Here is a 26,143-nt window from a genome sequence, read left to right on the forward strand (position 1 = left end):
ACACCGACACGCGGGTCTCAGCGAGCAATTTGGGGCCACTCGACGTCGACGAGCGGCCCCGCTTTGTACGCGAACACCGGCGTGTCGCGTACAAGCACGGCCGCTCGCGGGGAGGTGACCACGGGCCGAGCTCGCGGGGTGGTGATCCCGGGCCGAGCTCGCGGGGAGGTGACTAGACGCGGACGGGCTTGGGGGCCTTCCAGGTGCCGTCGAGCGCTTCGGGTTTGGGCCAGTACAGCCGCATCGCGATGATGAACGGGCCGGTCGGGGCGGGTAGCCAGTTGGCTTCGCGGGCCGGTCCCGGCGACTTGTTCTGCACGTTCAGCGTGATGCCGCCGTCGGGGTCCTTGATCAAGGTGGGCAGCATCGCCGAGTTGATGAGGTAGCGGTTGATGGGATTGGCCACCAGCAGGCTCTGCGGCATCTCGTACATGGTCACCGACCAGAAGGCGTTGACGGGCGGCAGCTGCCCCGGGGCGAACCGCAGCGTGTAGTTGTTGGCACCGGTCAGGGGCGCGCCGGTGCTGTCGTTCGACTCGCCCGGGTAGATCGCCTCGGCCGCGGTGTTGCCGTAGATCCCGAGCACCGCGCCGGCCATGCGGTACAGGTAGTTACCCCTGAGATCCGTTGCGGTGCCGAACAATTGAGCCGATGTCACTTCGCCGGTGTCGAACTTGTCCTTCTTGAAGGTCTCGAACGCCGCCCACGCGTCGGCGATGCCGGCCTCGACGGCCTTGCGGTTCTCGGGCGTCAGCTGGTCCGCTCGGTAGGTGCCGTCGGGACCGATGCCGATGGTGGCGAAGCGTTTCCACATCACCTCCTCGGCAGCCTGCACCGGGGCGAACTTCATTGCGAAGTTGAGGATTTCGAAGAACTTCGGCGAAGTGCGCTCGTCCTGCGCCGACAGCGGGGCGACGAAGTCGATGGCCGGCGCCGGCGGTGGCGGTGGCTGCTTCAGGAACGCCGACAACGGCGTTACCTGGTAACCGGCCTGAATCTTCTTGACGTTCTCGATGTCCGTCGGCCCGAAAAGCTGCGTGCGGTACAGCACGAAGGCCAGCTCGGTCGAGCTGCGGATGACCCGCTCGACGCCTGGCGGGGTCGCACCGTGCCAATTCGGCCCGGCCAGAAGGTATTTGCCCGCGCCGTTGCCCGTCGCGCGGCTACCGACGTACGCGATGTTGTAGGTATAGCCGTCGACGAACTGCAGCGAGTAGTACCGGCCCGGCTCGACGTCCGGCACACTCAGCACCAGCGGCTCGGCGCGCAGGTCGGCACCCAGGAACGAGTACGGGGTGTCCGAGTTGGGCGTCTGGATCGCCTTGTCCTCGGGAGTGAAGACGCGCGCGACGTTGTGGATCTGGTTCCAGGCGCCCTTGTACTCGGGCCCGGCCTTGTCGGCGAAGTACGAGTACTGGACCCGGTAGTTGTCGACCATCGGAAACCCGTATGTGTACGCGGATTTCGCGATGGCCCGCACCTGTTCCGGCGTCGGCGGGGATGACGGGGACGGGCTCGACGACTTCTCGTCTGCACACCCGGTGACCGCCAGCAGCATCGCGACGAAGCCCAGGGCGAAGAAACCGGCCCGCATGGTCAGTGCTTGTCGAGCTGCTCGGTGTGCGCGCTGGACGAGCGGCCCAGGGCGGCGACCTCGGCGTCCATGCGGGGCAGCAGGTCGGGCACGAACTTGGCCACTGGCACCTCGCCGATGCGCGTCGCCAGCAGTGGCCGCAGCCAGCGCAGCGCGCCGACCCAGCCGGGGCAGTTCACCCGCGTCTTGCGGCCCTCGATGCCGGCGACGAATGCCTCGCCGCACTTGTCGACCGACGTCGTCTTGCTGATGGGCCACGGCAGCTTGGTCAGCATCTCGGCGAACGTCGACAGGTCGGACTTGGTGTCGCGCACCATGGCGGTGTCGATCCAGGACATGTGCGCCGAGCCGACGTCGACGCCGCGGTACCCGACCTCCAGGCGCAGCGCGTTGGCGAAGTGCTCGACGGCGGCCTTGGAGGCGTTGTACGGCGCCAGGCCGGGAGCGGCGGTGTAGGCGGCCAGCGACGACACGATCAGGACGTAGCCGCGGCGATCGATGACCGACGGCAGCGTGGCGCGCACGGTGTGGAACACCCCGAGCACGTTGATGTCGAGCAGCCGTTTGAAGGCCTCGGGGTCGACCTGCAGCACCGAGCCGTAGGTAGCGATGCCGGCGTTCGCCATCACCACGTCGATACCGCCGAAGCGCTCGACGGCCGCGTCGGCGGCGGCCTGCATCGAGGACAGGTCGCGGACGTCGGCGACCACGGTCAGGACATCGTCACCGAGCGTGGCGGCCGTGGCGTCCAGCGCCGTCGCGTCGACATCGGTCAGCACCAGCTTGGCGCCCTTGCGGTGCAACCGGCGGGCCACCTCGGCCCCGACCCCCGCAGCACCACCGGTGATGAAGACGACTTTTCCGTACACAGAAGACATGGTCCGAAACGTACCCTCACGACGAAGTGACTAGAGGGTCACCCCGAGCAGCGCGTCGACGGTGTCGGCCACCAATCGCGGCGCGGCGGCGTCGTGCCCGCCGTATTCGAGGGCGTCCGTCGACCAGCCATCAAGGGCGGCAAGGACTTTCGGGGTATCGAGATCGTCGGCCAGGTACCGGCGCACCCGGGCGAGCAGATCCGTCGCATCCGGCCCGGCGGGCAGGGCGGTGGCCGCCCGCCAGCGCTGCAGCCGCACCTGCGCGGTGCTGAGGACCTCGGGGCTCCAGAAGCGGTCGGCGCGGTAGTGCCCGGCCATCAGACCGAGCCGGATGGCACCCGGGTCGACGCCGTCGGCGCGCAGCTGCGACACCAGCACCAGGTTGCCGCGGCTCTTGCTCATCTTGTGGCCGTCCCAGCCGATCATGCCGCCGTGCACGTAGTGGCGGGCGAAACGCCGCTCCCCCGTTACTGATTCGGCGTGGGCGGCAGAGAACTCGTGGTGCGGGAAGGTCAGGTCGCTGCCGCCGCCCTGGATGTCGAAACCCGCACCGAGGCGGTTCAGCGCGATCGCGGCGCACTCGATGTGCCAGCCCGGCCGGCCCGCGCCGAACGGCGACGGCCAACTCGGCTCGCCCGGGCGCTGCACCCGCCACAGCAGCGCGTCCAGCTGGCTGGCCTTGCCGGCGCGGTCGGGGTCGCCGCCGCGCTCGCCGAACAGCGCCAGCATGGTGTCGCGGTCGTAGCCCGACTCGTAGCCGAACTGGGTGGTGGCGTCGGCCCGGAAGTAGACATCGGGGTACTGAGCGTCGTCGATGACGTACGCCGCGCCGGACGCCAGCAGCTTCTCGACGAGCTCGACGACCTCGGCGACGGACTCGATGGCGCCGACGTAGTCGTGCGGCGGGAGCACCCGCAGCGCCGCCATGTCCTGCCGGAAGAGCTCGGTCTCGCGGTCGCCGAGGTCGCGCCAGTCGATGCCGTCGCGCGCGGCCCGCTCGAACAGCGGGTCGTCGACGTCGGTGACGTTCTGCACGTAGTGGACGTCGCGCCCGGCGTCGAGCCAGTACCGGTGCACCAGGTCGAACGTCAGATAGGTGGCGGCGTGACCCAGGTGCGTGGCGTCGTACGGCGTGATGCCACAGACGTACATGGTGGCCTTCGGACCGGCCGAGACCGGCCGGACCTGACGGTCGGCGGTGTCGTAGAGCCGCAGTTCGGGGCCGGCCTGTTTCGGCCGGCCCGGCAGGTTCGGGACGCTGGGCGCCAGCCACGCTCGCATGACATCGACTTTAGCCGTCGTCAACTCAGCGGAATGTCGCCGCCTGGCTTCAACTCCTGATACCGCTGCGAAAGCTCTTGATACCGCCGGGCAATCCGCGCGATGCGATCGTGCAGGTCACCGCGGCGCGGTTCGGGCTGCGCATCGGCAAGTTCACAAATCCCGTGCGCTGTCCAGAACGCGTTGGTCCGTCGATAGCCGCCCGGGTCCAGACCGAACAGTTCTTTGAGGATTCGCAGATCATGCGGAATCGCGAAGCTGTCGCGCGAATCCTCGTGACTGAACAGGTAGTAGTAGTTGTCGAAACCGGCCCAGGTGATCGCCGACATGCACAGGGTGCAGGGCTCGTGCGTGCTCAGGAACAGCAGGTCACGCGTCGCCGGGCGGTCTGCGATCTCGTAGAACTGGTTGAGCGTGTTGATCTCGCCGTGAAAAAGCGGGTTGCGCGTTTCCGCGTTGGTCCCCGCCAGCACCAACGACAGATCCGATTTACGCAGCAGCGCGGCCCCGAAGACCTTGTTGCCCGCGGAAACGCCCTGCGCGGTCAGCGGCACGATGTCGGACTCGATCACGTCGAGCAGCCTCGGGACGAGTTCCATGTGCATACTCCTCATCGGTGGTTTTCGGGGCGGATGGCTACGCCCGGGCCGGTATCGTCCGCACGGTGAGGCCGCCTGATCAACCCCGGGTCGCCGGGCTGTTGTTGGCCGCGGGCGCGGGCCGTCGGTTCGGCATGCCGAAAGCCTTGGTGCCCGGCGCAATTGAGCGCGCCGTCGACGTGTTGTTCTCGGGGGGCTGCGCCTCTGTTGCCGTCGTTCTCGGCGCCGAATACGAACGCGCCGCGGCGCTCGTGCCCGACACGGCGTCGACCATCGTGGCGACGGATTGGGAGGAAGGCATCGCGGCATCGTTGCGGGCAGGACTCACGACGATCGACGGTGAGGCCGCGCTGATTCATCTCGTGGATCTGCCGGATGTCGGGCCCGGCGTCGTCGCGCGCCTGTGTGCTCTTGCGGATCGGGACCGGCTCGCCAGGGCGACCTACTCCGGCACGCCTGGGCATCCCGTCGTCATCGGCCGCAGTCACTGGGACCTGGTCAGTGCGAGTGCTCGCGGCGACCGCGGCGCACAGGAATACCTGAACGGCGTTGGCGTGCTTCATGTTCCCTGCGAGGATCTGGCGACGGGTGAAGATACGGACACACCGGCCCGCTGATGAACATCGCCGTCGAGGTCCCGCAGCGGTAGACCTGTTCCACCTTCCCGCCGGCTGATGATCTCCGCCATGATCGCGATCGCGATCTCCTCGGGCGTTCGGCCGCCCAGATCCAGTCCGATCGGAGAAGACAGCCGGGCCAATTGACTGTCGTCGATCCCCCGCTCGCGCAGCCGTGCCACCCGTTCGTCATGGGTTCTGCGCGAGCCCATGGCGCCGACGAATCCGATCTCGGGCAACGCCAGGGCGACCTCGAGTAGCGGCACGTCGAAGCGGTCGTCGTGCGTCAGAACGCAGATCGCGGTGCGGGCATCGATCAGCCCGGCATCGACCTGCTGCCTGAGGTAGCGATCGGGCCAGTCCACGACAACCTCGTCAGCCATCGGGAACCGGTCTTTCGTGGCGAACACCGCTCGCGCATCGCACACCGTCACGCGGTAGCCGGTGAATGCCGCCGCATGCGCGACAGCGGCGACGAAGTCGGTCGCGCCGAAGACGATCATCCGCGGTTTGGGCGTCAGCACGCGCGCGAAGACGACGTCGTCGTCGGGGCCGCTCAGCGTCCAGCTGGTGGTCAACGAGTCCGCGGCGCGGACGACGGCGTCGTCCAGCGCGCCGACGCCGAGGCTGCCCTTCACCGACCGGTCGGCGACCACCAGGTGGGCGCCGCTACGGAGCGGAGCCGGCACCGTAGAGCTGATGAGCGTGGCCAGAACAGCGGTCTGCCCGCGATCGACGACTTTCACCGCGAACTCGAATTCGGTGACGTTCGACGGGCCGACGCGCTCGACGAACACATCGATGGTTCCGCCGCACAACAGACCGACGGCGAACACCGACTCGTCACCGGCGCCGTAGCTGACGAGCCTCGGCTCGCCCGAGGCCAGCACCTCAAGCGCCAGCTCGTACACCGCGCTCTCTACGCAACCACCGCTGATGGAGCCGACAACGCAGCCGTCGCCCGTCACGAGCATCGACGTACCCGGCCCGCGCGGCGTGGATCCGCTGGCCGCGACCACCGTGCACAGTGCCACCGACTCACCGAGCCGGGCGCGGGCCACCAGGTCCTCGATGACGTCCATGATCAGTACTGAACCCGGGCGCTGTTGCCGATCCACGTCTCGAACGGCAGGAACGACCGGTCCAAACGGTGCTGCTGGACGGGGACTTCCCAATGCGCCCGAGGCTTGTCGAACAACTCGTAGAAAGCCCGGTCATCGAATCCGCCGACGGCCGCGTCGTGGCGGTCCGCCGCGAACACGATCCGATCGACCCTGGCCCACAAAGCCGCGGACAGACACAGCGGGCAGGGTTCGCACGACGAGTAGAGCGTGTGCCCCGCAAGGCTGAAGTTCCCGACCCGCTCGCAAGCGGCCCGGATCGCCATGACCTCGGCGTGTGCGGTCGGATCAAGGTTCTGCGTCACCCGGTTCTGCCCAGTGGAGACCAGCTCACCGGCGCCGACAACCACCGCACCGAACGGCCCGCCGCCGGCTTCGACATTGGCCGTTGCCAGATCGATCGCGACGCCGAGCCACTTCGGATCGGTACCCGTGAAAGCGTTCATTGTGGTTTTCCTTCCTGCGCCAGCCGCCAGACCCGGTCCCTCGACATGGGGAGTTCGTATGGACGCACACCGAGGGCGCGGCGGATCGCGTTGGCCAGAGCGGGCGCCACCGGGTTGTACGGGGATTCGCTCATCGATTTCGCGCCGTACGGACCGAGGTTGTCGGCGGTCTCGGCGAACAACGCTGTCGTCGCCGGAATGTCGGCCATCTGGGGCACCCGGTACAGGCGGAATGTGGGCGTCGATACCCGGCCCGATTCGTCGATCACGATCTCTTCGTAGAGCGCCGACCCGATGCCCTGGGCGACTCCGCCTTCAACCTGCCCCCGGCACTGCGCCGGATTGACGACGGTGCCCGCGTCGGCGGCGTGCACCGACTGCAGAATCTTGACCGTCCCGGTCTCGGTATTGACCGCGACCCGAAATCCCTGCACGTTGAACGCGATCGAACGCAGTTCACCCGTTTCGGCTCCGGTCGTCTGGATGCCGTCGCCCACCCGATGCTGCGCCGGCGTAGCGGCGATGACGTCGGCGAAGGGCACCAACCCGGTGGCGGTCTCGACGCCGTGTTCACTCAGCGCGCCGACTTCGCCGGTCAGCTGAAGGACCGTCTCCAGAATCAGCTCGCGCATGCTCGACGCCGCGGCGTACAACGCCTTGCCCGCGACCGTGGTCCCCGCCGAGGCGAAGGCTCCCGTGTCGTAGTCGGCGGCATCGGTATCGCCGTTGCGCAGCGTGATCCGCTCCGGTGTGGTGGCGAGCGCGGTAGCGGCGATCTGAGTGTGCACCGTCGTGGTTCCGTTGCCGAACTCCACGGTCCCGATGCCCACCTCATAGCACCCGCTCGGGGTGAGCCGAACGTTGACCGAGGAGAAATGGCCTCGCGGAGCCATGGTGGCGATCGCCGACAATGCGATGCCCTCACCTGTCCGCCATTGAGCTCCCGTCGGGGCGCTCTCGCCGTCGGCACCGGCCAGGGCCCGCTCGACCAGGTCGAGGCACTGGTCAAGGCCGTAGCTGCCGTAGATCAGGTCCGGTTCGGGTTCGGGATGGGCGATCAACAAGTCGTCGCCGTCGCGCACCATGTTGGTGCGACGAATGGTGAACGGGTCGATACCCAGTTGCAGCGCCAGCTCATCGAGTGCGCTCTCGATGGCGAAGATCACCTGGCCGAGCCCGTACCCGCGGAACGCGCCCGACGGCGGGTTGTTGGTGTAGACGGCCTCGGCGTCGACCCGCTTGACGGGGCATCGATAGACCGAAATCGACTCCGCGCAGCCGTGGAACATGACGCCCGGCGAGTGGTTTCCGTAGGCGCCGCCGTCGCTCAGCACGGCCAGCTTCATTGCGGTCAACGTGCCGTCGGAGCGGGCGCCGAGGGTGACGTCGACACGCATGGGATGGCGATGGGCGGTTGCGGTGAGCTCATCGGTCCGCGACATTTCGTACGCGACCGGCCGCCCGGTGCGCAACACGGCGACCGCGACGAGGTCTTCGGTGAACATCTCCTGCTTGCCGCCGAAACCGCCCCCGACACGCGCGGTGTATACGCGCAGCCGGTCCTCGGGCAGGCCGAGCAGGAGGCACAGTTCCTTGCGAACCAGAAACGGAACCTGTGAGCTGGTGCGCAGGGTGAGCCGGCCGTCGTCGTCCAACCAGCCGATGGTGCCGTGGGCCTCCAGCTGCGCGTGCGTTACCCGCGCGGTCCGCCACGTACCGCCGACCGTCACATCGGCGTCCGCCAGGGCCTCGTCAATGTCGCCGCCGAAACCCTCATGCATCGCCGCGATCACGTTGCGCGACGCGTCGGCGACGCCGTCTTCGAGCGTCCGGTCCGGATGCAGCAGCGGCGCGCCCGCCGACCTCGCGGCCTCCGGATCGAACACCCCGGGCAGCAGCTCGTACTCGACCACGATGCGGCGTGCCGCGTCCTGCGCGGCCGCGGGCGTGTCGGCGACCACCGCCGCGACCCGTTGTCCGATGAAGCGGACGACCGGGTCGAACACAAGGGTGTCGTCCGGGTCGTCGGTCCGGATCTCGTGGCGCGCAGTGGAAAAGCGCGGCGTCGCGACATTGAGGTGCGTGAGGATCAGTTCGACCCCGGGCACCTGCTCGGCGGCCGCGGTATCGATCGCCAGGATCCGGGCGTGCGCATGGGGTGACCGCAGCACCGCGAGATGCAGCAGCCCGGGCACGTCGATGTCGAACGTGAAGGGCTCGCACCCGGTGACGATCCGTCGGCCGGCGGGCGGCCGCAGTGACTGTCCGATGGCCGGACCCGCAACGGCCACGCCGTCGCCACTGCCCGCGACGGCCGCATGGATCGCCTCGCGAATCGGGCGGTAGCCGGTGCAACGACACAGGTTGCCCTTCATCCGGCGGTCGAGATCACCGAGGTCGTCAGGCTCGAGGGTGGCGGCGGTGACGATCATTCCGGCAGTGCAGAAGCCGCACTGGAAGGCGAAGTTGTCGCAGAACGCACGCTGCACCGGATGGAGGTCATCGCCGTCGGCAAGCCCGGCAACCGTGGTGACCGCGCGGCCGCCCACCCGGGCGGCGGGGTAAATGCAGGAGTGCACCGGCACGCCGTCGAGGATGACCGCACACGCTCCGCAGTCGCCGGCGTCGCATCCCCTCTTGACGTCGAGGTTCCCGGTCTCCCGGAGCAGGGTTCGCAAGCACTGCCCCGGGCGAGCATCGGCTTCGACGGTCGTGCCGTTGACATCAAATCTCATACGCACACCACTACGCGGTGCCGCCGGCCGGTCGTCATCGCGCGATTCGCAGGCGTCGGGCGGAGGCGATGGGATTCGCGTCGGCAACCAGGTCGTCGAATCGCCACGCCGCGATCCGCGAGATCTCACCGAGCGCCGCCATGTGCTCGACCTGCGGGGAATTGTCCAGGCGCCGCCAGCCGAGGGTCAGGATGTGTTCGCGCCTTTCCAGATCCCGAAGGCAGATGATGAGGGGGAAGCCGAATTTGGCTTCGTAGGCCGCAGACAACTCGCTGAATTCCTCGGCCTCCTCCTCGGTGAGACCGTCGAGACCCAGGTAGGCCAGATCGACTTTCGACACGTTGTGTTCCTGAGTTTGGGCGAGGTCCGGATACGCCTGCATCAACTCCATCTGCTCGGCGGGGGTAGCGGCGAGCAGCGCGGTCTGGACGGCACCACGCAGTGCGCGGGTGTCGGCGAACGGACGTTGCGCGAACGCGCGCTCGACCGGCCAGGCGAGGCCCTGATAGAGGATCGAGAACGTCTTGACGAACTCCTCCTGCGTCATCTTGTTGACGGCATCGAGTCCGACTTCGCCGGTCCGTGGCGTGCCCGCAACCATCGGGCCGCGGTTCGGCCCGATGTGGAAGAACACGATGTTCAGGACGATCGCGGCAAGGGCGCCCAGCGTGATCCCTGAGCCACAGATGATCTGGGCCCAGGCGGGAAAACTGAACTTCAACAGCGGTTGGGCGGTGACGAGCATGCCCAGGCCGAGTGCGGTGCCGACGATCACCGCGTTGCGGTGGTCATTGAAGTCGACCTTCGACAGGGTCTGGATGCCCACCACAGCCACGGTGGCGAACAGCGCCAGCGACGCCCCGCCGAGCACCGAATGCGGGATCGCGGCCACGACGGCCGCGGCCTTGGGGAGATAGCCCAGCACGATCATGATGACCCCCGCGGTGGCGACCACCCAGCGGCTCTTGACCTGCGTCAAGCGAACGAGCCCGACGTTCTCCGCGAAGCACGTGTACGGGAACGAGTTGAGGACGCCGCCGATCGTGGTCGCCATGCCGTCGGCGCGCAGTGCTCTGGCAATGTCGTTGGCGCCCACGCGTTTACCCACGATCTCGGCCGTCGCGAAGACATCACCCGTGGTTTCCACCGCGGTGATGATCATGACGACGATCATCGAGATGATCGCGGTGGCGCTGAATGTGGGCCAGCCGAAGTAGAACGGCGTGGTCACGCCGAGCCAGTGGGATGTACCTACCGCACTGAAATCGACATCCCCGAGCAGCGCCGCGACCGCAGTGCCGATGACCAGCCCGGCCAGCACGGCGATCGTCGCGAGGAACCCGCGGAAGAGGCGCTGCATCACGATGATGATCAGCAGCGTGCCCGCGGCATACGCGAGATCCTTCAGCGCCACATCCGTTTTCATCGCCTCGGTGGTCGTGCCACCGACGATGTCGTTGGCCGCGACGGGCAGGAGCGCGATGCCGATGATCGTGATGACCGATCCGGTCACGACCGGCGGGAAGAAGCGCAGCAGCTTCGAGAAGTACGGCGCCATGAAGAAGGTGAAGAGTCCGGCGACGATCACCGACCCGTACACCGACAGCAGACCGGGAACCCCTGACAAGCCGCCGGCGGTGCCGATCGCGATCATCGGGCTGACCGCCGCGAAGGTCACCCCCTGGATCAACGGGAGTTTGACGCCCACTTTCCAGAAGCCGACGGACTGGATGATCGTGGCAATGCCACACGTGAACAGATCGGCATTGATGAGGTGGATCGTCTGCTCGGGCGACAGCTTCAGGGCGCCGGCGACGATGATCGGAACCAACACCGCGCCGGCATAGAACGCCAGCACGTGCTGCATTCCGTACACCGCGAGCTTGGGAATCGGCAACACTTCGTCGACGGGATGCACGGCCTTGCGCGCGACGTCGGCTCGGTCCGTCTCAATCGGCATGGCCCACCTCCAGGCGAGAAGAAATTTCTGAGCGAATGTCCACGGCCAGCACCGCGCTGACGGCGCGGCGCCAATCCGCGGACCCGAGTGGGTCGGTGTAATAACCGGATGCGGCCAGGACGTCGGACCGGAGAGCTTCGGCGCCGGGCATCGCCGGATAGCGAAAGACGGTGGGCGCGAGCGTCGCAGCCGTGACGGTGAAGACCGCCGATCCGTCGTCGTCGCGGCGGCCGCTGACGACGGCACCGGAGCGTCCGTACTCGGCCAGCGCGATGGTGCGCAGTGCCGCCGTGGACCGCAGCGCCCGTTCGGGCAGGTGCAGGGCCCGCAGCACTTCGCCGTGGGCCAGCGAGTTGATCCCGTTGCCGGTGACCAGATCCGCGACGGGTTCCCATCGGGTCTGGTCGTCAGGAGTCCAAATCTCGGCCACGCCGTCGAGGGCGACGGCAAGCGACACCATCGATGCGGCCGCGAATGAACGGCAGATGTTGCCGCCCACGGTGGCGACGTTCCAGATCTTGAACGAGGCGAGCAACGCGTTGGCGCAGTCGCCGAAGAGCTGCTGGGCCGGCCACTCGGCGCGGCGCGGGTAGCGCACGAGTTCGGTGATGGTGCACGTGGCCGCGATGCGCAGCCCCTCGTCCGTGTGCTCGATGGGGCACCAGCCCATGGTCGTGAGGTCGACGACGCCGGTGGCTTCGGCCTGCGGTTCGGAGAACAGCCATGTCCCGCCGGCGACGAAGGACTCGCCGTCGGCGAGGTGCAGGTCGTCGCGGGAGCGCGCGAATCGGTATCGGCTGACGGTGTCCAGGTCCATGGCTCAGCAGAAATCCGGAATCGTGGTCCACGCCTCGGGCGCCTGCTCCGCGCCTTCGCGGGTGATGGTGGCTTGGATCAACCCGTACGGCCGGTCGGCGGCGTAGAAGACCTCGTTCGGGTTCTCCAGACCGAACGGGCTGAGGTCGACGACGAAGTGGTGTTTGTTGGGACACGACAACTTCACTTCGGCGACAACATCGAACTTCTCGAGGACCGCCTTGCCGATCTCGAACAGCGTCTGTTGCAACGAGAGCGAATGGACGCCGGCGAACGTGGCGAGCACGACGTCGGTGATGGCCTCGTGCAGCGCGTTGAAGTCGAGCTCAGGGTCGCCGGCGTCCGGGGTCAGGTAGCGCCACCATGCGGTGACCGACGTGGCCATGATGCGGTCGTCGGTCTCGACCAGCGTGGTGTATTTGTCCCGGGGGAAGCCGTGGAACTCTGATCCGGTCGACTTGAGCACGACGCAGTCCTTGATGCCGGACACCACCCAGGTGGTGTCGCCGGCCATCTGAACGACCGTCGTCCGGACGAACTTGCCGGTCCGCACAAACGAGTGGTCGTGTGGCTTGCCGTCGACGACGATCCGTTCCCACGCGTATTCCTCTGCCGCCCAACGGCCTCCGGTGACCCACTCGAAATCCCCGACGAAGTGCCTGCCCAATGCGATCAGGAAATCCTCGGGTGACTTCACGCCCACTTCTTTCGCGTAGGCGTACACCGTGTTCTTCTGCGTGTCGGTCGCGACGACGTGCGAGTTGTCGCCCTCGTAGTGGCATGCGCTGAAGTCGCCCCGCAACTGCGAGGTGACGTTCAGATCGATGATGCGATGTACGGGGGTGTCCCGGACGATGCGCACGAGGCGGTTCTCCGCCTTGCCGTACTGATTCGACCCGAGGACGATGTCACCCACTGCCACGATTTCCCCTGACGCACGTTGAACGGCTTACCGCTGCAACGTACGTTTCAGTTTTTGTTGTGGCGTCACCATTTCGTTTCAACCGTGTGACGGTGCATCCAGCCTGCCGATCCCCGGAATGCCGTGGACCTGGCCGTAAAGGGATCGTAACAATCTCGTCAGGGCGAATCTTTGCTGCAACGCTAGATTCAGACCATGGATCTTCAGACTTTCAACTCTGCGTTGCCCGAGGAAGCCGAAGACGTGCTGCGCCCCTGCGCCGATATTGCGTCCTGGCTCAGCGTGGTTGTCGCCGCGCGGCCTTATGCCACTGTCGGCGAACTCGAGTCGGCGGCCGCGCGCGCCGCCGGCGACTGGAGCATCGAGAATCTGGACCAGGCGCTGGCCCAGCACCCCCGCATCGGCGAACGCGCCGATGGACCGGCTGTCGAGTCCAGGCTCTCCCGCGGCGAACAACCAGCCATGCCCGACGAGCTCGCGGCGACGATGGCCAGAGCCAACGCGGACTACGAAGCGAAGTTCGGGCGCATCTTTCTCATCCGCGCGAAGGGCCGCAGCGCGGCCGACATCTATGACGCCCTGCGATACCGGCTGTCACTGGGCCGCGAAGAGGAAGCCGCCATCGCCATCGGCGAGCTTCGTGAGATCGCCCTGCTCCGCCTCGCGGAACGGGTGACACCATGACATCGCCGACCGCGCAGACATCGCTGTCCACCCATGTGCTCGACGCCGCCCGCGGGAAACCCGCCGCGGATCTCGAGGTCGTGCTGAGCCGAATGAACGAACAGGTGGCGGCCGCGCACACCGACAGCGACGGCCGAATCCGTTGGGACGCCCCACTCGATGCCGGTGACTACCGACTGCATTTCGCGACGGGCGCCTGGTTCGCCAGTGCCGGTCGGGAGACGTTCTACCCGGCCGTCGACTTGCACGTCACGATCGGAGCGGGCCACACGCACGTCGCGCTGTTGCTCAGCCCGTTTGCCTACACCACCTACAAGGGCAGCTGATGCGCGCGGACGAGCCGGACTCGCTGGAGGCGAGAATCGCGAATTGCTATGCGTCGCTGAGTCCACAGGAACGCCGCGCTGCCGATGTGCTGCTCGCGCACGCGGGCGATGCCGGCACCTATCGCGCCAGCGAACTGGCCACCATGGCCGACGTCTCGAAGGCGACGTTCTCGCGGCTGGTGCGCGCCCTGGAATTCACCAACTTCGATGCCATGCGTGAGCACCTGCGCGCCCTGCGCCGGTCGGGTGTGCCCCTCGCCATCGAGAGGACGCCCGACGTCAGCGCGATCATCTCGCAGGACATCGCAAACCTGCACGCTATGCACGCGCTGCTGGATGAGGCCGTGGTCGAGGCCATCGCAGAGAAGATCGCCACTGCCCGTCGCGTCGCCGTCTGCGGCTACCGGAGCAGCCTGGCCGCGGCAACGCTGCTGAGGCTGAACCTCGCGCAGATCCGGCCCGACACCTGGTTGGCGCCCAGTTCGGGTCAGTCCGTCGCCGAGGACATCGCGGACTTCGATGAGCGGGATCTCGTCATCGCGATGTCGTTCCGGCGCCACGGCCGGTGGGCCAAAGAACTCGTCGACTGGGCTTCCGACTCACGAATTCCGTTGGCGCTCTTCGCCGATGACCAACTGCGTGCGCTCGCGGCACGTGCCACCTGGTGGCTCGAATGCCCGAACGTCTCCCCCGGCGCGTTCGACAGCCACGCTGCGGTGATGAGCCTCGTTGCCGTGCTGTCCGATCGCGTCCTGGCCCTCACGCCTGACGGCGCGCAGCGCATCGACCGCGTCAACTCGGTCCACGAGACACTTGGCGCACCGCATCGAGCAACGAGTCGGCGAACTCCGGGCGGCACATGACGAAGTCCGGCAGGTACGGATCGGGCCGGTTGTACCGCAGCGGCGAGCCGTCGAGACGCGACGCGAACAGCCCCGCCGCCTGCACCACGCCGGCCGGTGCCGCCGAATCCCATTCCCACTGCCCGCCGGCGTGCACGTAGGCGTCGACGTCGCCGCGCACCACGGCCATCGCCTTGGCGCCGGCCGAACCGATGCCGACGAGCTCCATGTCGAGCACATCACGCAGCCACCACACGACAGCCGGCGGCCGGTAGGTACTGGTGGCGACGCGAATGGGGCCGGGACGACGCGGCGGCGGCCCGGTGACGGTGTCGGTGCGGTGCACCTCGCCGTGCGCCGGTAGCGCGACCGCGGCATCGGTGATGGACCCGTGCGGGCTGCCGTTGCGCTGCCACAGCGCGATGTGGACGGCCCAGTCCGGCCGGCCACGGCCGAACTCGCGCGTGCCGTCGACCGGGTCGACGATCCACACCCGGTCCGAGCGCAGCCGGACGAGGTCGTCGGCGGCCTCCTCCGACAGGATGGCGTCGTCGGGGCGCGCCGTGCGCAGCCGGTCGAGGATCAGCGTGTTGGCGTGCCGGTCGCCGGCCGCGCCGAGGGTGTACGGATCGTGGGAGCCGAGCCGGTCGCGCACCGACAGCAGGAACTCCCCTGCCTCCTGCGCGACCTCGGCGGCCAACGCGACATCGCTGCGCTCACTGCCGCTGTCCGCCATGCCCATGAGTATCGCCGAGGGCAAGGTCACAGCCGAAATCGCCTATTCACAGGCACGTTGCAGGCTGCTGGCAGGTCCTGCCGAAATAGGCCTCATAACATTTCGAACAACTATTTACCGGGTAGTCAGCAAGGAGGACGTCATGAAGGTGGCGAAGACATTCGGATTCGTGGGCATCTCCGCAGCAGTGACGATGGGCGTACTCGGCGTGACCAACGCACCAGCGCCGGACAACACTCCCGTCGCCTCGTCAGGTCACGGCTCGACCACTGGCGAGTACAACCAGCCGACCGTCGCCGGCATGAACATGGGTGCCACCGAGACGCCGACGACGCCCAGCAACGTCGAGCCCGTCACCCTCGCTTCCCCGCCGGTGAAGGCCAAGCCGTATTCCGGCTGAGCCGCCCACAGGCACGAAAAGGGCTCCGGGAGATTTCCGGAGCCCTTTTCCGTTGCGGCACAGCCTAACTCGGGGTGGCTCCCGGAGCGCGGACGACCATGGGCACGGCCGGGAAGTACGACGCCATCTCCGACCGCGACCGGCGCAGCGCTGCGGTGCCGTAGCCACGGTGGCGGTATTCCGGGTGGACCCAGATGCGGACGTTGACCTCGCCGCCGTCCAGCTCACCGAACACCATGCCGACCTTGGCGCCATCCTCCTCGGCGACGAACCACACCGCTTCCTCGGCGTTGACGCGGGCAAGCGCGGCCTTGATCTCGTCGTCCAGGTCGCCGGCAGCGCGGCCAGAGCCGTCACCGGAAGCACCGACATCGGTGGTGCGGGTGGCGAAGATGTCGCGGTCGGCGGCACCGGAGAACGGGCGCAGCGACAGGTTGTCCCCGAAGCTGGCGGGGCGGTCTTTCACCGCAAAGGACAACTGGCTGTTCAGATCTTCGAGCTCGTCGGCGATGCGCTTGCGGGCGTCCTTGGTCAGCAGATCGAAGGACATCGCCATGACCTGCTCGCCGCCGGCATGCGAGGTGCCCAGCAGCTTGGCGATGGCATCAACGGCGGCAGCCTTGTTGTCGGCTTCGACGATGACGTCGAGCACCTCGTGCCGGCGGTCCAGTGCTTTCTGGAGCGCATCGGTGATCTCGCGGCGGGCTGCGGCCTTGTCGTGGTCGGTCATGCCGACGAGCCTAGAGCACTACCGATCGGTAGGGCGGCGTAAATCGGTTACCTGTGTGCAAACTGCGATCAAAAGGCCGGCCACGGGATCGGCCGGTGCCGATCCGGGGAAGGCATGATCGGATTGTCAAGCAGCTCAACAACTCTCGCTTGCAGCGCGGCGATCTCGGGACGGGTGAGGTGCGGGGCCAGCGTCGCGGCGAGGCCGTCGCGCAGCGCGTCCCGCAATGCGGCGACCGCACCGAGCACGTCGTCGTCGATCGGTTCTCCGGCCCAGCCCCACAGCACGGTCCGCAGCTTGTCCTCGGCATGCAGGCTCACGCCGTGGTCGACGCCGTACACCTGGCCGTCGGCGCCGGCCAGCACGTGCCCGCCCTTGCGGTCGGCGTTGTTGATCAGTACGTCGAACACCGCCAGCCGGTGCAACCGGGCGTCGTCGGCGTGCACCAGCACCACTTCGTCGCCCTTGTGGTCGTAGGCCCGCAGGATGGGCAGGTATCCCGCCGGCACCCGGCCGGCCGGAACGAGGTCCACGAGGTCCGGGCCGGGCGGCGGTTCGGTTTCACTGAGCGCGTCGCCAGGTTGGTCGACCCAGCGCTGCACCATGCCCGGGCCTGCCGGGCCGTCACGAATGATGGTGTGCGGCACCAGGTTCCAGCCCAGTGCGGCAGACACCAGATAGGCCGCCAGCTCGCGTCCGGCCAGGGTGCCGTCGGGGAAGTCCCACAGCGGCGCCTCCCCGGAGATCGGCTTGTACACGCAGTGCAGCAGCGCGCCGTCCAGCTCGGCTTCGCACAGGAACGTCGCGTTGCTGGCCGACCTGATGCGCCCGAGCGCCGTCAGCTCACCGCGTTGCAGAATCCGTTCGGCGTCAGGAGGCGTCATCCGGCTCTTCACCGTCGGCATCCAGCATGCCGCGCCGATACCCGTTGGTGCGCACGCAGATATGTCCCTCCGGGTCGAGCGGCTCCTCACACAGCGGGCACGGCGGCCGGCCGGCGGAGATCACCCGGTTGGAGCGGTTCGCGAAGTCCCGGGCCGACCGCGGACTCAGGAACACCCGCACGGCGTCGGGACCTTCCTCGGCGTCGTCGAGCACGACGGAGGCATCGAATTCCGAGTCGGTGACGGCCAGCAGCTCGACCACCACGGTCTGCGCTTCGGAGTCCCAACCCAGACCCATGGTGCCGACCCGGAATTCGGCGTCCACAGGCATCACGAGTGGGTTGAGGTCGGTCACCTCGCCGGTGTCGGGCGGGATCGGCGTGCCGAACCGGCGGTTGATCTCGACCAGCAGGGCGGAGATGCGTTCGGCCAGGACCGCGACTTGCTGCTTCTCCAGCATGACCGAGACGACCCGCTGGTCGTGCACGGCCTGCAGGTAGAACGTCCGGTTACCAGGCTGCCCAACGGTCCCGGCCACGAAGCGGTCGGGAGAACGGAAGACGTGAATTGCGCGAGCCATGGCACCTTTCAAAATACCGGTTCACCGGTCTAATCGGTCGAGCCGCCGACGGTTGCGTCGTGTGTCGGTACGGCATCGTCGGGCTTGCCGGGCTGGTCGGATTTGGGTTCCGCGGGCGGGGGGCGAAGCGACGAGGAGAGATCCGTGCCGGTGTGGTTGACGTGCAGGACGAACGGCCGGTGCGGCGTGTAGCGGATGACGCTCATCGAGGCCGGGTCGGCGACGATCCGCTGGAAGCCGTCGAGGTGCACGCCCAGGGCGTCGGCCAGCACCGCCTTGATGACGTCGCCGTGCGTGCAGGCGATCCACAGCGTGTCGCCGTCGTGCTCCTGCGCCAGGGCCCGGTCGATCTCGCGGACGGCGGCCACCGCGCGCGACTGCACCTGGGCCAGCCCCTCACCGTCCGGGAACACCGCGGCGCTGGGCTGCTGCTGGATGACGGGCCACAGCGGCTCTTTGACGAGGTCGGCGATCTTGCGGCCGGTCCAGCCGCCGTAGTCGACCTCGGTCAGCCGGTCGTCGACGCGCGGTTCGATACCGAGCGCCGCGGCCAGCGGGGCGACAGTGTTCTGGCAGCGCAGCAGCGGCGAACGGACGATGGCCTTGACCGGCAGCTCGCCGATTCGGGCGACGACACCGTCGGCCTGCGCGCGGCCCTTGTCGTCGAGGTCGACGCCCTCGGACCGGCCGGCCAGGGTGTGGGCGGTGTTGGACGTCGAGCGTCCGTGCCGCAGCAAGATGACGGTCATGCGGCCACCACCCCGGTGCCGAGCAGCGCCAGCACCGTCGCGCCGAGCACGACGCGGTAGCCGACGAACCAGTACATGCTGTGCCGCACCAGGAATTTCAGGAACCAGGACACCGCGGCGTAGCCGACGACGAACGCGATCAAGATGGCGACGGTCAGCTGCGCGCCGGTGGCGCTCATGCCTTCGGTGACGGGCTTGAAGGCGTCGGGCAGCGAGAACAGGCCGGAGGCCAGCACCGCCGGGATGGCGAGCAGGAAGCCGAAGCGCGCCGCCAGCTCGCGGTTCATGCCGAGGAACAGGCCGGCGCTGATGGTCGCGCCGGACCGCGACACCCCCGGCACCAGCGCCAGGCACTGCGCCAGGCCGACGATGACGCTGTCCTTCCAGGTCAGCTGCTCGACGTCGCGGGTCTGCTTGCCGGCGTACTCGGCGAGGGCGATCACCGCGGAGAACACGATCATCGCGGTGGCGATGACCCACAGATTGCGGGCGCCGGAACGGATCTGGTCCTTGAACAGCAGTCCCAGCACACAGATCGGGATGGTGCCGATGATCACCCACCAGCCCAGCCAGTAGTCGGCGGTGCGGCGGGCAGCGTCGGTCAGCCCGGCGAACCAGGCGGTGAGGATGCGCCAGATGTCCTTGGCGAAATAGATCAGCACCGCGGCCTCGGTCCCGAGCTGGGTGACCGCGGTGAACGACGCGCCCGCATCATCGGCGAAGAAAACCCGGGAGGCGATGGCCAGATGGCCCGACGACGACACCGGCAGAAACTCGGTGAGCCCCTGGAGGACGGCCAGCACGATCGTCTGCCACCAGCTCATGGCTGCCACGTCAGTCACGCCGACGACCGTACCGTGAGCGGCAGGCGCAGGCGTTAGTGGTTGCGCTGCACCGGTTGTGCGTCGGCGACCGCGTCGCGTACGGCGGCGGCGAGACTGCGCTCGTCGTGCACGTCGACGTGCGCCAGGCTTCGCGAGGACACCGCGACGACGTCCTCTTCCTGCGGCACCGGCCCCGACAGACGCGGGCGGTAGACCTCCACAATCAACACGCGCTTGTCGTCAAGGCGAAATGAAAAACTCCGGCCGTCGCCAACTTGGCCAAACCCGCTGGCCCGCAGACCTGTCGAAAGGTCTTCGATAGCAAAATTACCGTTGGCCAGATCGCCGTCGGTGGCAATGCTCATGGTCCCGACCATACCCCTCCGGTACGTGACGTACCCGCCTGAAGCAGATAATTGACGTCAAAATATTTGCCTAAACTGGCAATTAGCGATTAACCGCCGTTCACCGACCGAAAGCCAGCCTGTGTCAATGGATCACCATCCCATTAATTGTCGGCTGCGTGAATATCGGGTGGGTCTAACGAGATTCGCGACGGCCGCGCTGGCCGTCGGCACGCTGGCGGCGTGCTCGTCACATCCGGCCGAGACGGCGCCGCCGACCATCTCGCCCGCACGCGCCGCGGTGTCACCCCCGGTCACCGGCGCTCCCGACGGCGTCGTCCGCTCCCTTCCCGGGCCCGGCACCGGCGCCGCCTTCGACACGGCGACGGCGTCGCTCGTCGTGCTCGGCACCGACGCCGGACGTCCGGTGGTGACGGTGCCCGGCACACCGCCGGTGGTCCTGCCGGCCGCTGCGACGGGCGTCACAGTCGACGGCGCGGGCACGGCGTTCCTGTCCACCCGCGGCGGCTACCTGCGGTTCGACATCGGCAAGCGCACGGTGCAAGCGGTCACGGTCGACGGCCAGTCCGGCACCGATTTCACCTCGATCGCCCGGCGGGCCGACGGGAAACTGGCATTGGGCACCGCCGACGGGGCGGTGCTGATCGTCGACGGCACCGCGGTGAAGTCCCGGATGAAGGCCTTCGCCCGCGTGGACGGCCTTGCCGCGCAAGGCAATACCGTCGTGGTCCTGGACCGCGGGCAAACCTCGGTGACCGAGGTGAACGCCGACGGCACCGACGTCGCCCAGGCGCTACGCGCCGGTGAAGGCGCCACCACGCTGGCCGCCGATCCCGCCGGGCGGGTGCTGGTGGCCGACACGCGCGGCGACGGCCTGCTGGTCTTCGGGACGACACCGCTCATGCTGCGGCAGCAGGCGCCGGTGCGGGGCGCGCCGTACGGCATCGTCGGATCGGCGAAACTCGCCTGGGTTTCACAGACCGCGACGAACAGCGTGGTTGGTTACGATCTTTCGACTGGTATCCCCGTCGAGAAAGTCCGATATCGCACCGTGCAGCAGCCCGACGTCCTCTCCTTCGACGAACGCACCGGCACCTTGTTCGTGGTGTCGGGGTCGGGCGCCGGGGTCCAGGTGATCGCGAACGCCGCCGCGGGGCCGGGGTCGGGCGGCCACTGATGCAGCGGGGGCGGATGCCGGCAGCGTGGGCGGAGGACTTGTCCGACGACTACGAATGGATTCCGCTCCGACTGCCGCCGGAAGTGACCAGGCTGTCGGCGTCGATCCGGCTGTCGATCGAGGCCGAATACCGCGGGTGGGAACTGACGCGCGTGCGCCTCTATACCGACGGTTCGCGCCGGGTGCTGCTGCGCCGCCGCAAGATCAGGACGGGCGACGCGACGGGAAATGTGCCCGGGGCGGGCGAAACGACGGGCCAGGTGCCCGATAGGTTGGCGCCCGAACAGCCGTCGATGTGAGGAGCCGTTGATGTATCGCGCCCTGCGCTGGGTGTTCTTCCTGGTGTCCCCGGAGCGGATTCACACCTGGGTGTTCGCGCTGCTGCGCGTCGCGACCGGATTGGCCGTCAGCCGCCGGTTGCTGGCCAAGTGGCTGGCCCCGTCGGATCCGGTGTTGGAGACGACGGTGTTCGGCGTGACGTTCCCGGGCCCGGTGGGCCTGGCAGCCGGCTTCGACAAGAACGGCAGTGGCATCAACGCCTGGGGCCCACTGGGTTTCGGCTACGCCGAGGTGGGCACCGTGACGGCGCAGGCGCAGCCCGGCAACCCGGCGCCGCGGCTTTTCCGGCTGCCCGAGGATCGCGCGCTGCTGAACCGCATGGGCTTCAACAACCACGGGGCAGGCGAGCTCGCCATCAAGCTGACCCGCAGCCAGTCCACCGTGCCCATCGGCGTGAACATCGGCAAGACCAAGGTCACCCCGCCCGAACACGCCGTCGATGACTACGCCGAGAGCACCCGCCTGTGCGGGCCACTGGCCGACTTCGTCGTGGTGAACGTCAGCTCGCCGAACACGCCCGGGCTGCGTGACCTACAGGCCGTGGCGTCGCTACGACCGATCCTGGCCGCCGTGCGCGCCGAGACGACCAAGCCCGTGCTGGTGAAGATCGCGCCCGACCTGTCCGACGACGACGTCGACGAGATCGCCGACCTGGCCGTCGAACTGGGCCTCGCGGGGATCGTCGCGACCAACACCACGATCTCTCGTGAAGGGCTGCTGACGCCCGGCGTCGCCGAGCTGGGCGCGGGCGGCGTGTCCGGGGCGCCGGTGGCCGCGCGGTCGCTCGAGATCCTGCGGCGGCTGCACAAGCGCGTCGGCGATCAGCTGGTGCTGATCAGCGTCGGTGGCATCGAGACCGCCGACGACGCCTGGGAGCGCATCCTCGCCGGCGCCTCCCTGGTGCAGGGCTACACCGGCTTCATCTACGGCGGCGGCCTGTGGGCCAAGCACATTCACGACGGCGTGGCCGCGAAGTTGAAGGCCGGTGGCTTCGCTTCACTGGCCGATGCGGTGGGTTCGGGCGCGTAGCTCGGCCTAGTAAACCTCCAGCGGCATGACACCGAGTTCGTCCAAGGTCTGCTGCACGTGCTCGCGCAGCACGGCCTTGGTGTTCTCGGCGCCTACCTGATAGCCCACGACGCCCAGGGTGACCTTGCCGTTGTGGCGCAGGGCCGTCACCACCAGCAGGCCGCCGGGCTGCTCGATGTCGCGTTTCTTGACGTTCTGCTCGACACCCCAACAGATCACGTAATCGGCCTGGCGGACTCCGTCGATACGGCCGACCAGCTCCGGCACGTCGCCGACATTGGAGCAGGTCACCGGAAGCTCGCCGAGCACCATGGCCGCAGTATGGCGGACCGCCCGCCGCGGGATGAACGGCGTCAGTGGCAACAGCTGGAAGGACTCGTCCGGCTGCTCCCGGGCGCGGCGCAGCGCGGTGCGGATCTCGCCGCGCAGCGCAGTCAGGTCGGTTGTGGCCGAAGCGGGATCGACGGTGAACGTCGTGAACGTCATCGCGTTGGCCCTGGTGTCCTCGAAGGACGTGCGGTCGTTGATCGCGACCATCAACGAGATGGCGCCGTCCCGCGCACGCTGGCGGCCCATCCGTACGCCCAGTCGCGTGGCGAACGCAGCGACCAGTGAATGGCCGTTTCCGCCGAGTTCTACTGCACGCGCATCGAAGTGATCGAGGTCGATGATGGCGGACGCGAACGGCACGTGCACGAGTTCGTCACCGGAGGCAGACCCTCCTGTCGACGGTGTTGCCGTCATCTCGCCGCGCCGCTCTCGGGCCAGTTTGGCGGCGACCTTGACCGTCCTCCGGAGCTCCGGCAGGTCCCTGAAGGTCTGTCGCAGGTCGGAACGGATCGCCTGCAGACGGGTCCGGGATCGCGGCCGCTCGTAGCCGAGGTCGCGCTCGTTGCCCAGGACCGCGTCCATGAACGCGACGACCGAGCCGCTGCCGTCGATCAGACAGTGCGAGAGCACTATCGCGACCGCCGTCGAGCCATCGGTGAAAGGCTGCACCCCCAGGTGCCAACCCGGCCCGCGCTCGGGATCGATCGGGATCTGGGCACGCTCCTCCAGCCAGTCGCTCAGTCCTGAACGTGGACAGGGAGTTTCGGCGACGTCGACCGGCCGCGGCGGGCCTGACGCGGCCACCCAACGATGACGGCCGAACGGCAGTGGGGAGCGCTCGATGTACCGCGCCACCATCCCCTTGCCGAAGTTCTCGTTGAACCGGCGCAACCCGTCGAGGTCCACCGGCCCCTCGTAGAACCACAGCGCCATGCCGACCTGGACCCGGCCATTGGCCCGGTACGACAGGAAGGTGGCCTGGTCGATGTAGTCGAGGCGGTCCTCGTCCGTCGGCGCCGAGCGCTTATTCACCGAAGTGGATGTGGACAAAGCTGATGGCCCCCTTCAGGTTCGGCAAGCGTCGCTGCCCCGACCTCGGTCCGATAGTAGGTCGGGCGATGACGAGCCGCGACCCGGCGCGCGCGGCCTATTTCTGCTCGTACGTGCCGTGGATGACGGCCCGGGCGATGGCCTGCGTGAACAGGTTGAAGCCCAGGAACGCCGGGGTGGCATCCTCGGGGATGTCCAGCTTTTCCACAGGTAGTGCGTGCACCGCGATGTAGTAGCGGTGCGGGCCGTGGCCGGCCGGCGGGGCGGCGCCCAGGAAGCGCTTGAGGCTCGCGTCGTTGGTCAGAGTGATGGCGCCGCCGGGCAGCGCCTCGCCGTTGCCCGCGTCGGCGGCCAGCTCGGTCACGTCGGCGGGCAGGTTGGCGACGGCCCAGTGCCAGAAGCCCGACGCGGTCGGTGCGTCGGGGTCGTAGACGGTGACGGCGAAGCTGCGGGTCTCGGCCGGGAAGCCCGACCAGCTCAGCTGCGGCGAGACGTCTTCTCCCCCGGCGCCGAAGATGCCACTGACCTGAGCGTTGGCCAACGGGCCGCCGTCGGTCAGCGATGTCGAGGTCAGGGTGAAGGTCGGCAGCTGCGGCAGGTTGTCATACGGCGAAGCGGTCATGTTGTCCTTAAGTTTGTAGTTGCAGTTACTTCGTATTGCTGAGCGTTACGTTTGGCTGTGACCCGGGTGGGTCGGGTATGGCTGCCATGTTGGTGCCGGCCCTGGTGGTGCGGCTTGAAAGGACTGGCCGCCCGGCCTGCCTGGACTTCCTCGGGCCGCTGATTGAGATCTGCGATGCGATCGCTTGTTTAAGGAAATGCCGGCGAGGTCGTCCTTGGGGATTCTGTTGGCAGACAAGCGAAAAGAGGTCCGGTGACCGAAGACCAGGTATGGGCTGGCGTCGACGTCGGCAAAGAACATCACTGGGTGTGCGTCGTGGACGGCAACGGCAACATGGTGTTCTCGCGCAAGGTGGTCAACGACGAGCGCACGATCCGCGACCTGGTCGCCGAGGTCGAAAAGCTTGCCGGTGAGGTGTCCTGGGCGGTGGACTTGAGCAACGCGTACGCCGCACTGGTCCTCACGGTGCTGGCCGATGAAGGCAAGACGGTGCGTTACCTTGCGGGCCGGCAGGTGTGGCAAGCATCGGCCACCTACCGGGGTGGTGAATCCAAGACCGACGCCAAAGACGCCCGGGTGATTGCCGATCAATCCCGGATGCGCGGTGCGGACCTGCCGGTCCTGCGTCCCGGCGATGACCTGATCACCGAGCTGCGCATGCTCACCGCCCACCGCGCCGATCTGGTGGCCGATCGCACCCGCACCATCAACCGTCTGCGCCAACAACTGCTGGCCGTATGCCCGGCCCTCGAACGCGTCGCCGAGCTCAGCCAAGACCGGGGTTGGGCGGTGCTGCTGGCGCACTATCAACGGCCGAAAGCGATTCGCCGAACGGGTGTTTCGCGGCTGACCAAAGTTCTGGCAGCGGCCGGGGTGCGCAACGCCGCCACGATCGCGGCTGCCGCGGTGACAGCGGCCAAAGCTCAGACCGTCCGCCTCGCGGGTGAAGATGTTGGCGCCGGATTGGTCGCCGAGCTGGCCCAAGGGGTGATCAACCTCGATGAGCGCATCAAACACACCGACGCGGACATCGAGGAACGATTTCGCCGCCATCCGCTCGCCGAGGTGATCACCAGCCTGCCCGGCATCGGCTTCCGACTCGGCGCCGAATTCCTTGCCGTGGTCGGCGATCCCGCACTGCTCCAATCGCCTGACCAGCTCGCCGCCTGGGCCGGCCTGGCGCCGGTATCCAAAGACTCCGGCAAACGCACCGGCCGGCTGCACACGCCCAAGCGCTACAGCCGCCGCCTGCGCCGGGTGATGTACATGTCCGCGCTGACCGCGATCCGCTGCGATCCCACGTCGAAGGCGTACTACCAGCGCAAACGAGACCAAGGCAAACGCGCTATCCCGGCCACCATCTGCCTGGCCCGCCGACGCGTCAACGTCCTTTACGCCCTCATCCGTGACAACCGGACCTGGCACCCCGACACGCCCCAAATCGCCACTGCGGCGGCTTGACACGGTCATTGAGAGTCCTTTCGGCGGTCAAACTTCGGTGGCGGGC

The 26,143-nt window shown here is 67.8% G+C and carries 28 protein-coding genes; 9 read left to right on the plus strand and 19 right to left on the minus strand.

What is annotated here, in order from left to right:
* Positions 1-172: 172 nt before the first annotated feature.
* The 4 genes from VXD91_RS02835 to VXD91_RS02850 are packed head-to-tail and all read right to left on the minus strand — an operon-like array spanning position 173 to position 4,352.
* Entirely contained in the window at positions 173-1,594 is a 1,422-nt protein-coding gene (locus tag VXD91_RS02835) for a DUF1254 domain-containing protein (RefSeq protein ID WP_346414610.1), read from the minus strand.
* A 2-nt stretch (positions 1,595-1,596) separates the two neighbouring features.
* Entirely contained in the window at positions 1,597-2,472 is an 876-nt protein-coding gene (locus VXD91_RS02840) for an SDR family oxidoreductase (RefSeq protein ID WP_212812016.1), read from the minus strand.
* Positions 2,473-2,502: 30 nt separating this feature from the next.
* Positions 2,503-3,753 carry a cysteine--1-D-myo-inosityl 2-amino-2-deoxy-alpha-D-glucopyranoside ligase gene (gene mshC / locus VXD91_RS02845; RefSeq protein ID WP_212812017.1) on the minus strand — a complete coding sequence of 417 codons (1,251 nt, stop codon included), beginning with the start codon at positions 3,751-3,753 and terminating at the stop codon, positions 2,503-2,505.
* A gap of 20 nt (positions 3,754-3,773) precedes the next feature.
* Positions 3,774-4,352 carry a nucleoside deaminase gene (locus VXD91_RS02850; RefSeq protein ID WP_212812018.1) on the minus strand — a complete coding sequence of 193 codons (579 nt, stop codon included), beginning with the start codon at positions 4,350-4,352 and terminating at the stop codon, positions 3,774-3,776.
* Between the two features lie 17 nt (positions 4,353-4,369).
* Here VXD91_RS02850 and VXD91_RS02855 point away from each other — a divergent pair, with 17 nt between their 5' ends.
* Complete coding sequence (locus VXD91_RS02855; RefSeq protein WP_346414611.1) at positions 4,370-4,969, plus strand: NTP transferase domain-containing protein; 600 nt, start codon at positions 4,370-4,372, stop codon at positions 4,967-4,969.
* Here VXD91_RS02855 and VXD91_RS02860 read toward each other — a convergent pair.
* The 6 genes from VXD91_RS02860 to pucL are packed head-to-tail and all read right to left on the minus strand — an operon-like array spanning position 4,912 to position 12,963.
* Positions 4,912-6,087, minus strand: coding sequence for an XdhC family protein (locus VXD91_RS02860; RefSeq protein WP_346414612.1), 1,176 nt, complete (start codon positions 6,085-6,087; stop codon positions 4,912-4,914). The genes VXD91_RS02855 and VXD91_RS02860 overlap by 58 nt on opposite strands.
* Complete coding sequence (locus VXD91_RS02865) at positions 6,054-6,536, minus strand: nucleoside deaminase (RefSeq protein ID WP_212812019.1); 483 nt, start codon at positions 6,534-6,536, stop codon at positions 6,054-6,056. The genes VXD91_RS02860 and VXD91_RS02865 overlap by 34 nt, the downstream gene beginning before the upstream one ends.
* Positions 6,533-9,271 carry a molybdopterin-dependent oxidoreductase gene (locus VXD91_RS02870; RefSeq protein ID WP_212812020.1) on the minus strand — a complete coding sequence of 913 codons (2,739 nt, stop codon included), beginning with the start codon at positions 9,269-9,271 and terminating at the stop codon, positions 6,533-6,535. The genes VXD91_RS02865 and VXD91_RS02870 overlap by 4 nt, the downstream gene beginning before the upstream one ends.
* 34 nt (positions 9,272-9,305) lie before the next feature.
* Complete coding sequence (gene uraD / locus VXD91_RS02875; protein WP_212812021.1) at positions 9,306-11,231, minus strand: 2-oxo-4-hydroxy-4-carboxy-5-ureidoimidazoline decarboxylase; 1,926 nt, start codon at positions 11,229-11,231, stop codon at positions 9,306-9,308.
* Positions 11,221-12,048, minus strand: a complete 828-nt coding sequence (locus VXD91_RS02880) for an FAD binding domain-containing protein (protein ID WP_346414613.1) — start codon at positions 12,046-12,048, stop codon at positions 11,221-11,223. The genes uraD (VXD91_RS02875) and VXD91_RS02880 overlap by 11 nt, the downstream gene beginning before the upstream one ends.
* 3 nt (positions 12,049-12,051) lie before the next feature.
* On the minus strand, positions 12,052-12,963 hold the full coding sequence (pucL, locus tag VXD91_RS02885; RefSeq protein WP_346414625.1) for a factor-independent urate hydroxylase: 912 nt from the start codon (positions 12,961-12,963) through the stop codon (positions 12,052-12,054).
* A 201-nt stretch (positions 12,964-13,164) separates the two neighbouring features.
* Between pucL and uraD (VXD91_RS02890) the strand changes: the two genes are divergently transcribed.
* The 3 genes from uraD (VXD91_RS02890) to VXD91_RS02900 are packed head-to-tail and all read left to right on the plus strand — an operon-like array spanning position 13,165 to position 14,842.
* Positions 13,165-13,653 (plus strand): 2-oxo-4-hydroxy-4-carboxy-5-ureidoimidazoline decarboxylase, encoded by a 489-nt coding sequence (uraD, locus tag VXD91_RS02890; RefSeq protein WP_346414614.1) that lies wholly within the window; start codon positions 13,165-13,167, stop codon positions 13,651-13,653.
* On the plus strand, positions 13,650-13,979 hold the full coding sequence (gene uraH / locus VXD91_RS02895; protein WP_061006429.1) for a hydroxyisourate hydrolase: 330 nt from the start codon (positions 13,650-13,652) through the stop codon (positions 13,977-13,979). The genes uraD (VXD91_RS02890) and uraH overlap by 4 nt, the downstream gene beginning before the upstream one ends.
* Positions 13,979-14,842: a MurR/RpiR family transcriptional regulator gene (locus VXD91_RS02900; protein ID WP_061006430.1), complete on the plus strand. Its 864-nt coding sequence runs from the start codon at positions 13,979-13,981 to the stop codon at positions 14,840-14,842. The genes uraH and VXD91_RS02900 overlap by 1 nt, the downstream gene beginning before the upstream one ends.
* Here VXD91_RS02900 and VXD91_RS02905 read toward each other — a convergent pair.
* A complete protein-coding gene (locus VXD91_RS02905) occupies positions 14,772-15,563 on the minus strand; it encodes a 3'(2'),5'-bisphosphate nucleotidase CysQ (protein WP_061006431.1) in 792 nt (263 codons plus the stop codon). The genes VXD91_RS02900 and VXD91_RS02905 overlap by 71 nt on opposite strands.
* Positions 15,564-15,699: 136 nt before the next feature.
* On the opposite strand from VXD91_RS02905, the gene VXD91_RS02910 reads away from it, so the two are divergent.
* A complete protein-coding gene (locus VXD91_RS02910) occupies positions 15,700-15,957 on the plus strand; it encodes a hypothetical protein (RefSeq protein ID WP_346414615.1) in 258 nt (85 codons plus the stop codon).
* A gap of 64 nt (positions 15,958-16,021) precedes the next feature.
* On the opposite strand, the gene VXD91_RS02915 is transcribed toward VXD91_RS02910, so the two are convergent.
* The 6 genes from VXD91_RS02915 to VXD91_RS02940 form a co-directional block, all read right to left on the minus strand.
* Positions 16,022-16,687 (minus strand): GNAT family N-acetyltransferase, encoded by a 666-nt coding sequence (locus tag VXD91_RS02915; protein ID WP_061006433.1) that lies wholly within the window; start codon positions 16,685-16,687, stop codon positions 16,022-16,024.
* A gap of 68 nt (positions 16,688-16,755) precedes the next feature.
* Positions 16,756-17,571, minus strand: a complete 816-nt coding sequence (locus VXD91_RS02920; protein ID WP_346414616.1) for an SCO1664 family protein — start codon at positions 17,569-17,571, stop codon at positions 16,756-16,758.
* Complete coding sequence (locus tag VXD91_RS02925; protein WP_346414617.1) at positions 17,558-18,151, minus strand: DUF3090 domain-containing protein; 594 nt, start codon at positions 18,149-18,151, stop codon at positions 17,558-17,560. The genes VXD91_RS02920 and VXD91_RS02925 overlap by 14 nt, the downstream gene beginning before the upstream one ends.
* Before the next feature lie 29 nt (positions 18,152-18,180).
* Positions 18,181-18,900, minus strand: a complete 720-nt coding sequence (locus tag VXD91_RS02930; RefSeq protein WP_226521478.1) for a histidine phosphatase family protein — start codon at positions 18,898-18,900, stop codon at positions 18,181-18,183.
* Positions 18,897-19,724 carry an undecaprenyl-diphosphate phosphatase gene (locus tag VXD91_RS02935; RefSeq protein ID WP_346414626.1) on the minus strand — a complete coding sequence of 276 codons (828 nt, stop codon included), beginning with the start codon at positions 19,722-19,724 and terminating at the stop codon, positions 18,897-18,899. The genes VXD91_RS02930 and VXD91_RS02935 overlap by 4 nt, the downstream gene beginning before the upstream one ends.
* Positions 19,725-19,777: 53 nt before the next feature.
* On the minus strand, positions 19,778-20,089 hold the full coding sequence (locus VXD91_RS02940) for a hypothetical protein (RefSeq protein WP_061006446.1): 312 nt from the start codon (positions 20,087-20,089) through the stop codon (positions 19,778-19,780).
* A gap of 169 nt (positions 20,090-20,258) precedes the next feature.
* Between VXD91_RS02940 and VXD91_RS02945 the strand changes: the two genes are divergently transcribed.
* From VXD91_RS02945 to VXD91_RS02955, 3 genes are read left to right on the plus strand one after another with little or no spacing between them, the layout of a single operon-like run.
* On the plus strand, positions 20,259-21,266 hold the full coding sequence (locus VXD91_RS02945) for a hypothetical protein (protein ID WP_212812031.1): 1,008 nt from the start codon (positions 20,259-20,261) through the stop codon (positions 21,264-21,266).
* Positions 21,266-21,565, plus strand: coding sequence for a DUF5703 family protein (locus tag VXD91_RS02950; RefSeq protein WP_138248676.1), 300 nt, complete (start codon positions 21,266-21,268; stop codon positions 21,563-21,565). The genes VXD91_RS02945 and VXD91_RS02950 overlap by 1 nt, the downstream gene beginning before the upstream one ends.
* Before the next feature lie 10 nt (positions 21,566-21,575).
* The gene (locus VXD91_RS02955) at positions 21,576-22,634 is read left to right on the plus strand and encodes a quinone-dependent dihydroorotate dehydrogenase (RefSeq protein ID WP_226521475.1); all 1,059 of its coding nucleotides are present in this window, start codon (positions 21,576-21,578) and stop codon (positions 22,632-22,634) included.
* A 6-nt stretch (positions 22,635-22,640) separates the two neighbouring features.
* Here VXD91_RS02955 and VXD91_RS02960 read toward each other — a convergent pair whose 3' ends face one another.
* Together VXD91_RS02960 and VXD91_RS02965 are read right to left on the minus strand one after the other, a co-directional pair.
* Positions 22,641-23,996: a hypothetical protein gene (locus VXD91_RS02960; protein ID WP_346414618.1), complete on the minus strand. Its 1,356-nt coding sequence runs from the start codon at positions 23,994-23,996 to the stop codon at positions 22,641-22,643.
* Positions 23,997-24,111: 115 nt separating this feature from the next.
* A complete protein-coding gene (locus VXD91_RS02965) occupies positions 24,112-24,636 on the minus strand; it encodes a YbhB/YbcL family Raf kinase inhibitor-like protein (protein WP_346414619.1) in 525 nt (174 codons plus the stop codon).
* A gap of 252 nt (positions 24,637-24,888) precedes the next feature.
* Here VXD91_RS02965 and VXD91_RS02970 point away from each other — a divergent pair, with 252 nt between their 5' ends.
* Positions 24,889-26,097: an IS110 family transposase gene (locus VXD91_RS02970; RefSeq protein ID WP_346414620.1), complete on the plus strand. Its 1,209-nt coding sequence runs from the start codon at positions 24,889-24,891 to the stop codon at positions 26,095-26,097.
* The last annotated feature ends 46 nt before the right edge of the window (positions 26,098-26,143 follow it).

Origin of the sequence: Mycobacterium sp. SM3041 (genome assembly GCF_039668335.1) — a bacterium.
GTDB lineage: Bacteria > Actinomycetota > Actinomycetes > Mycobacteriales > Mycobacteriaceae > Mycobacterium.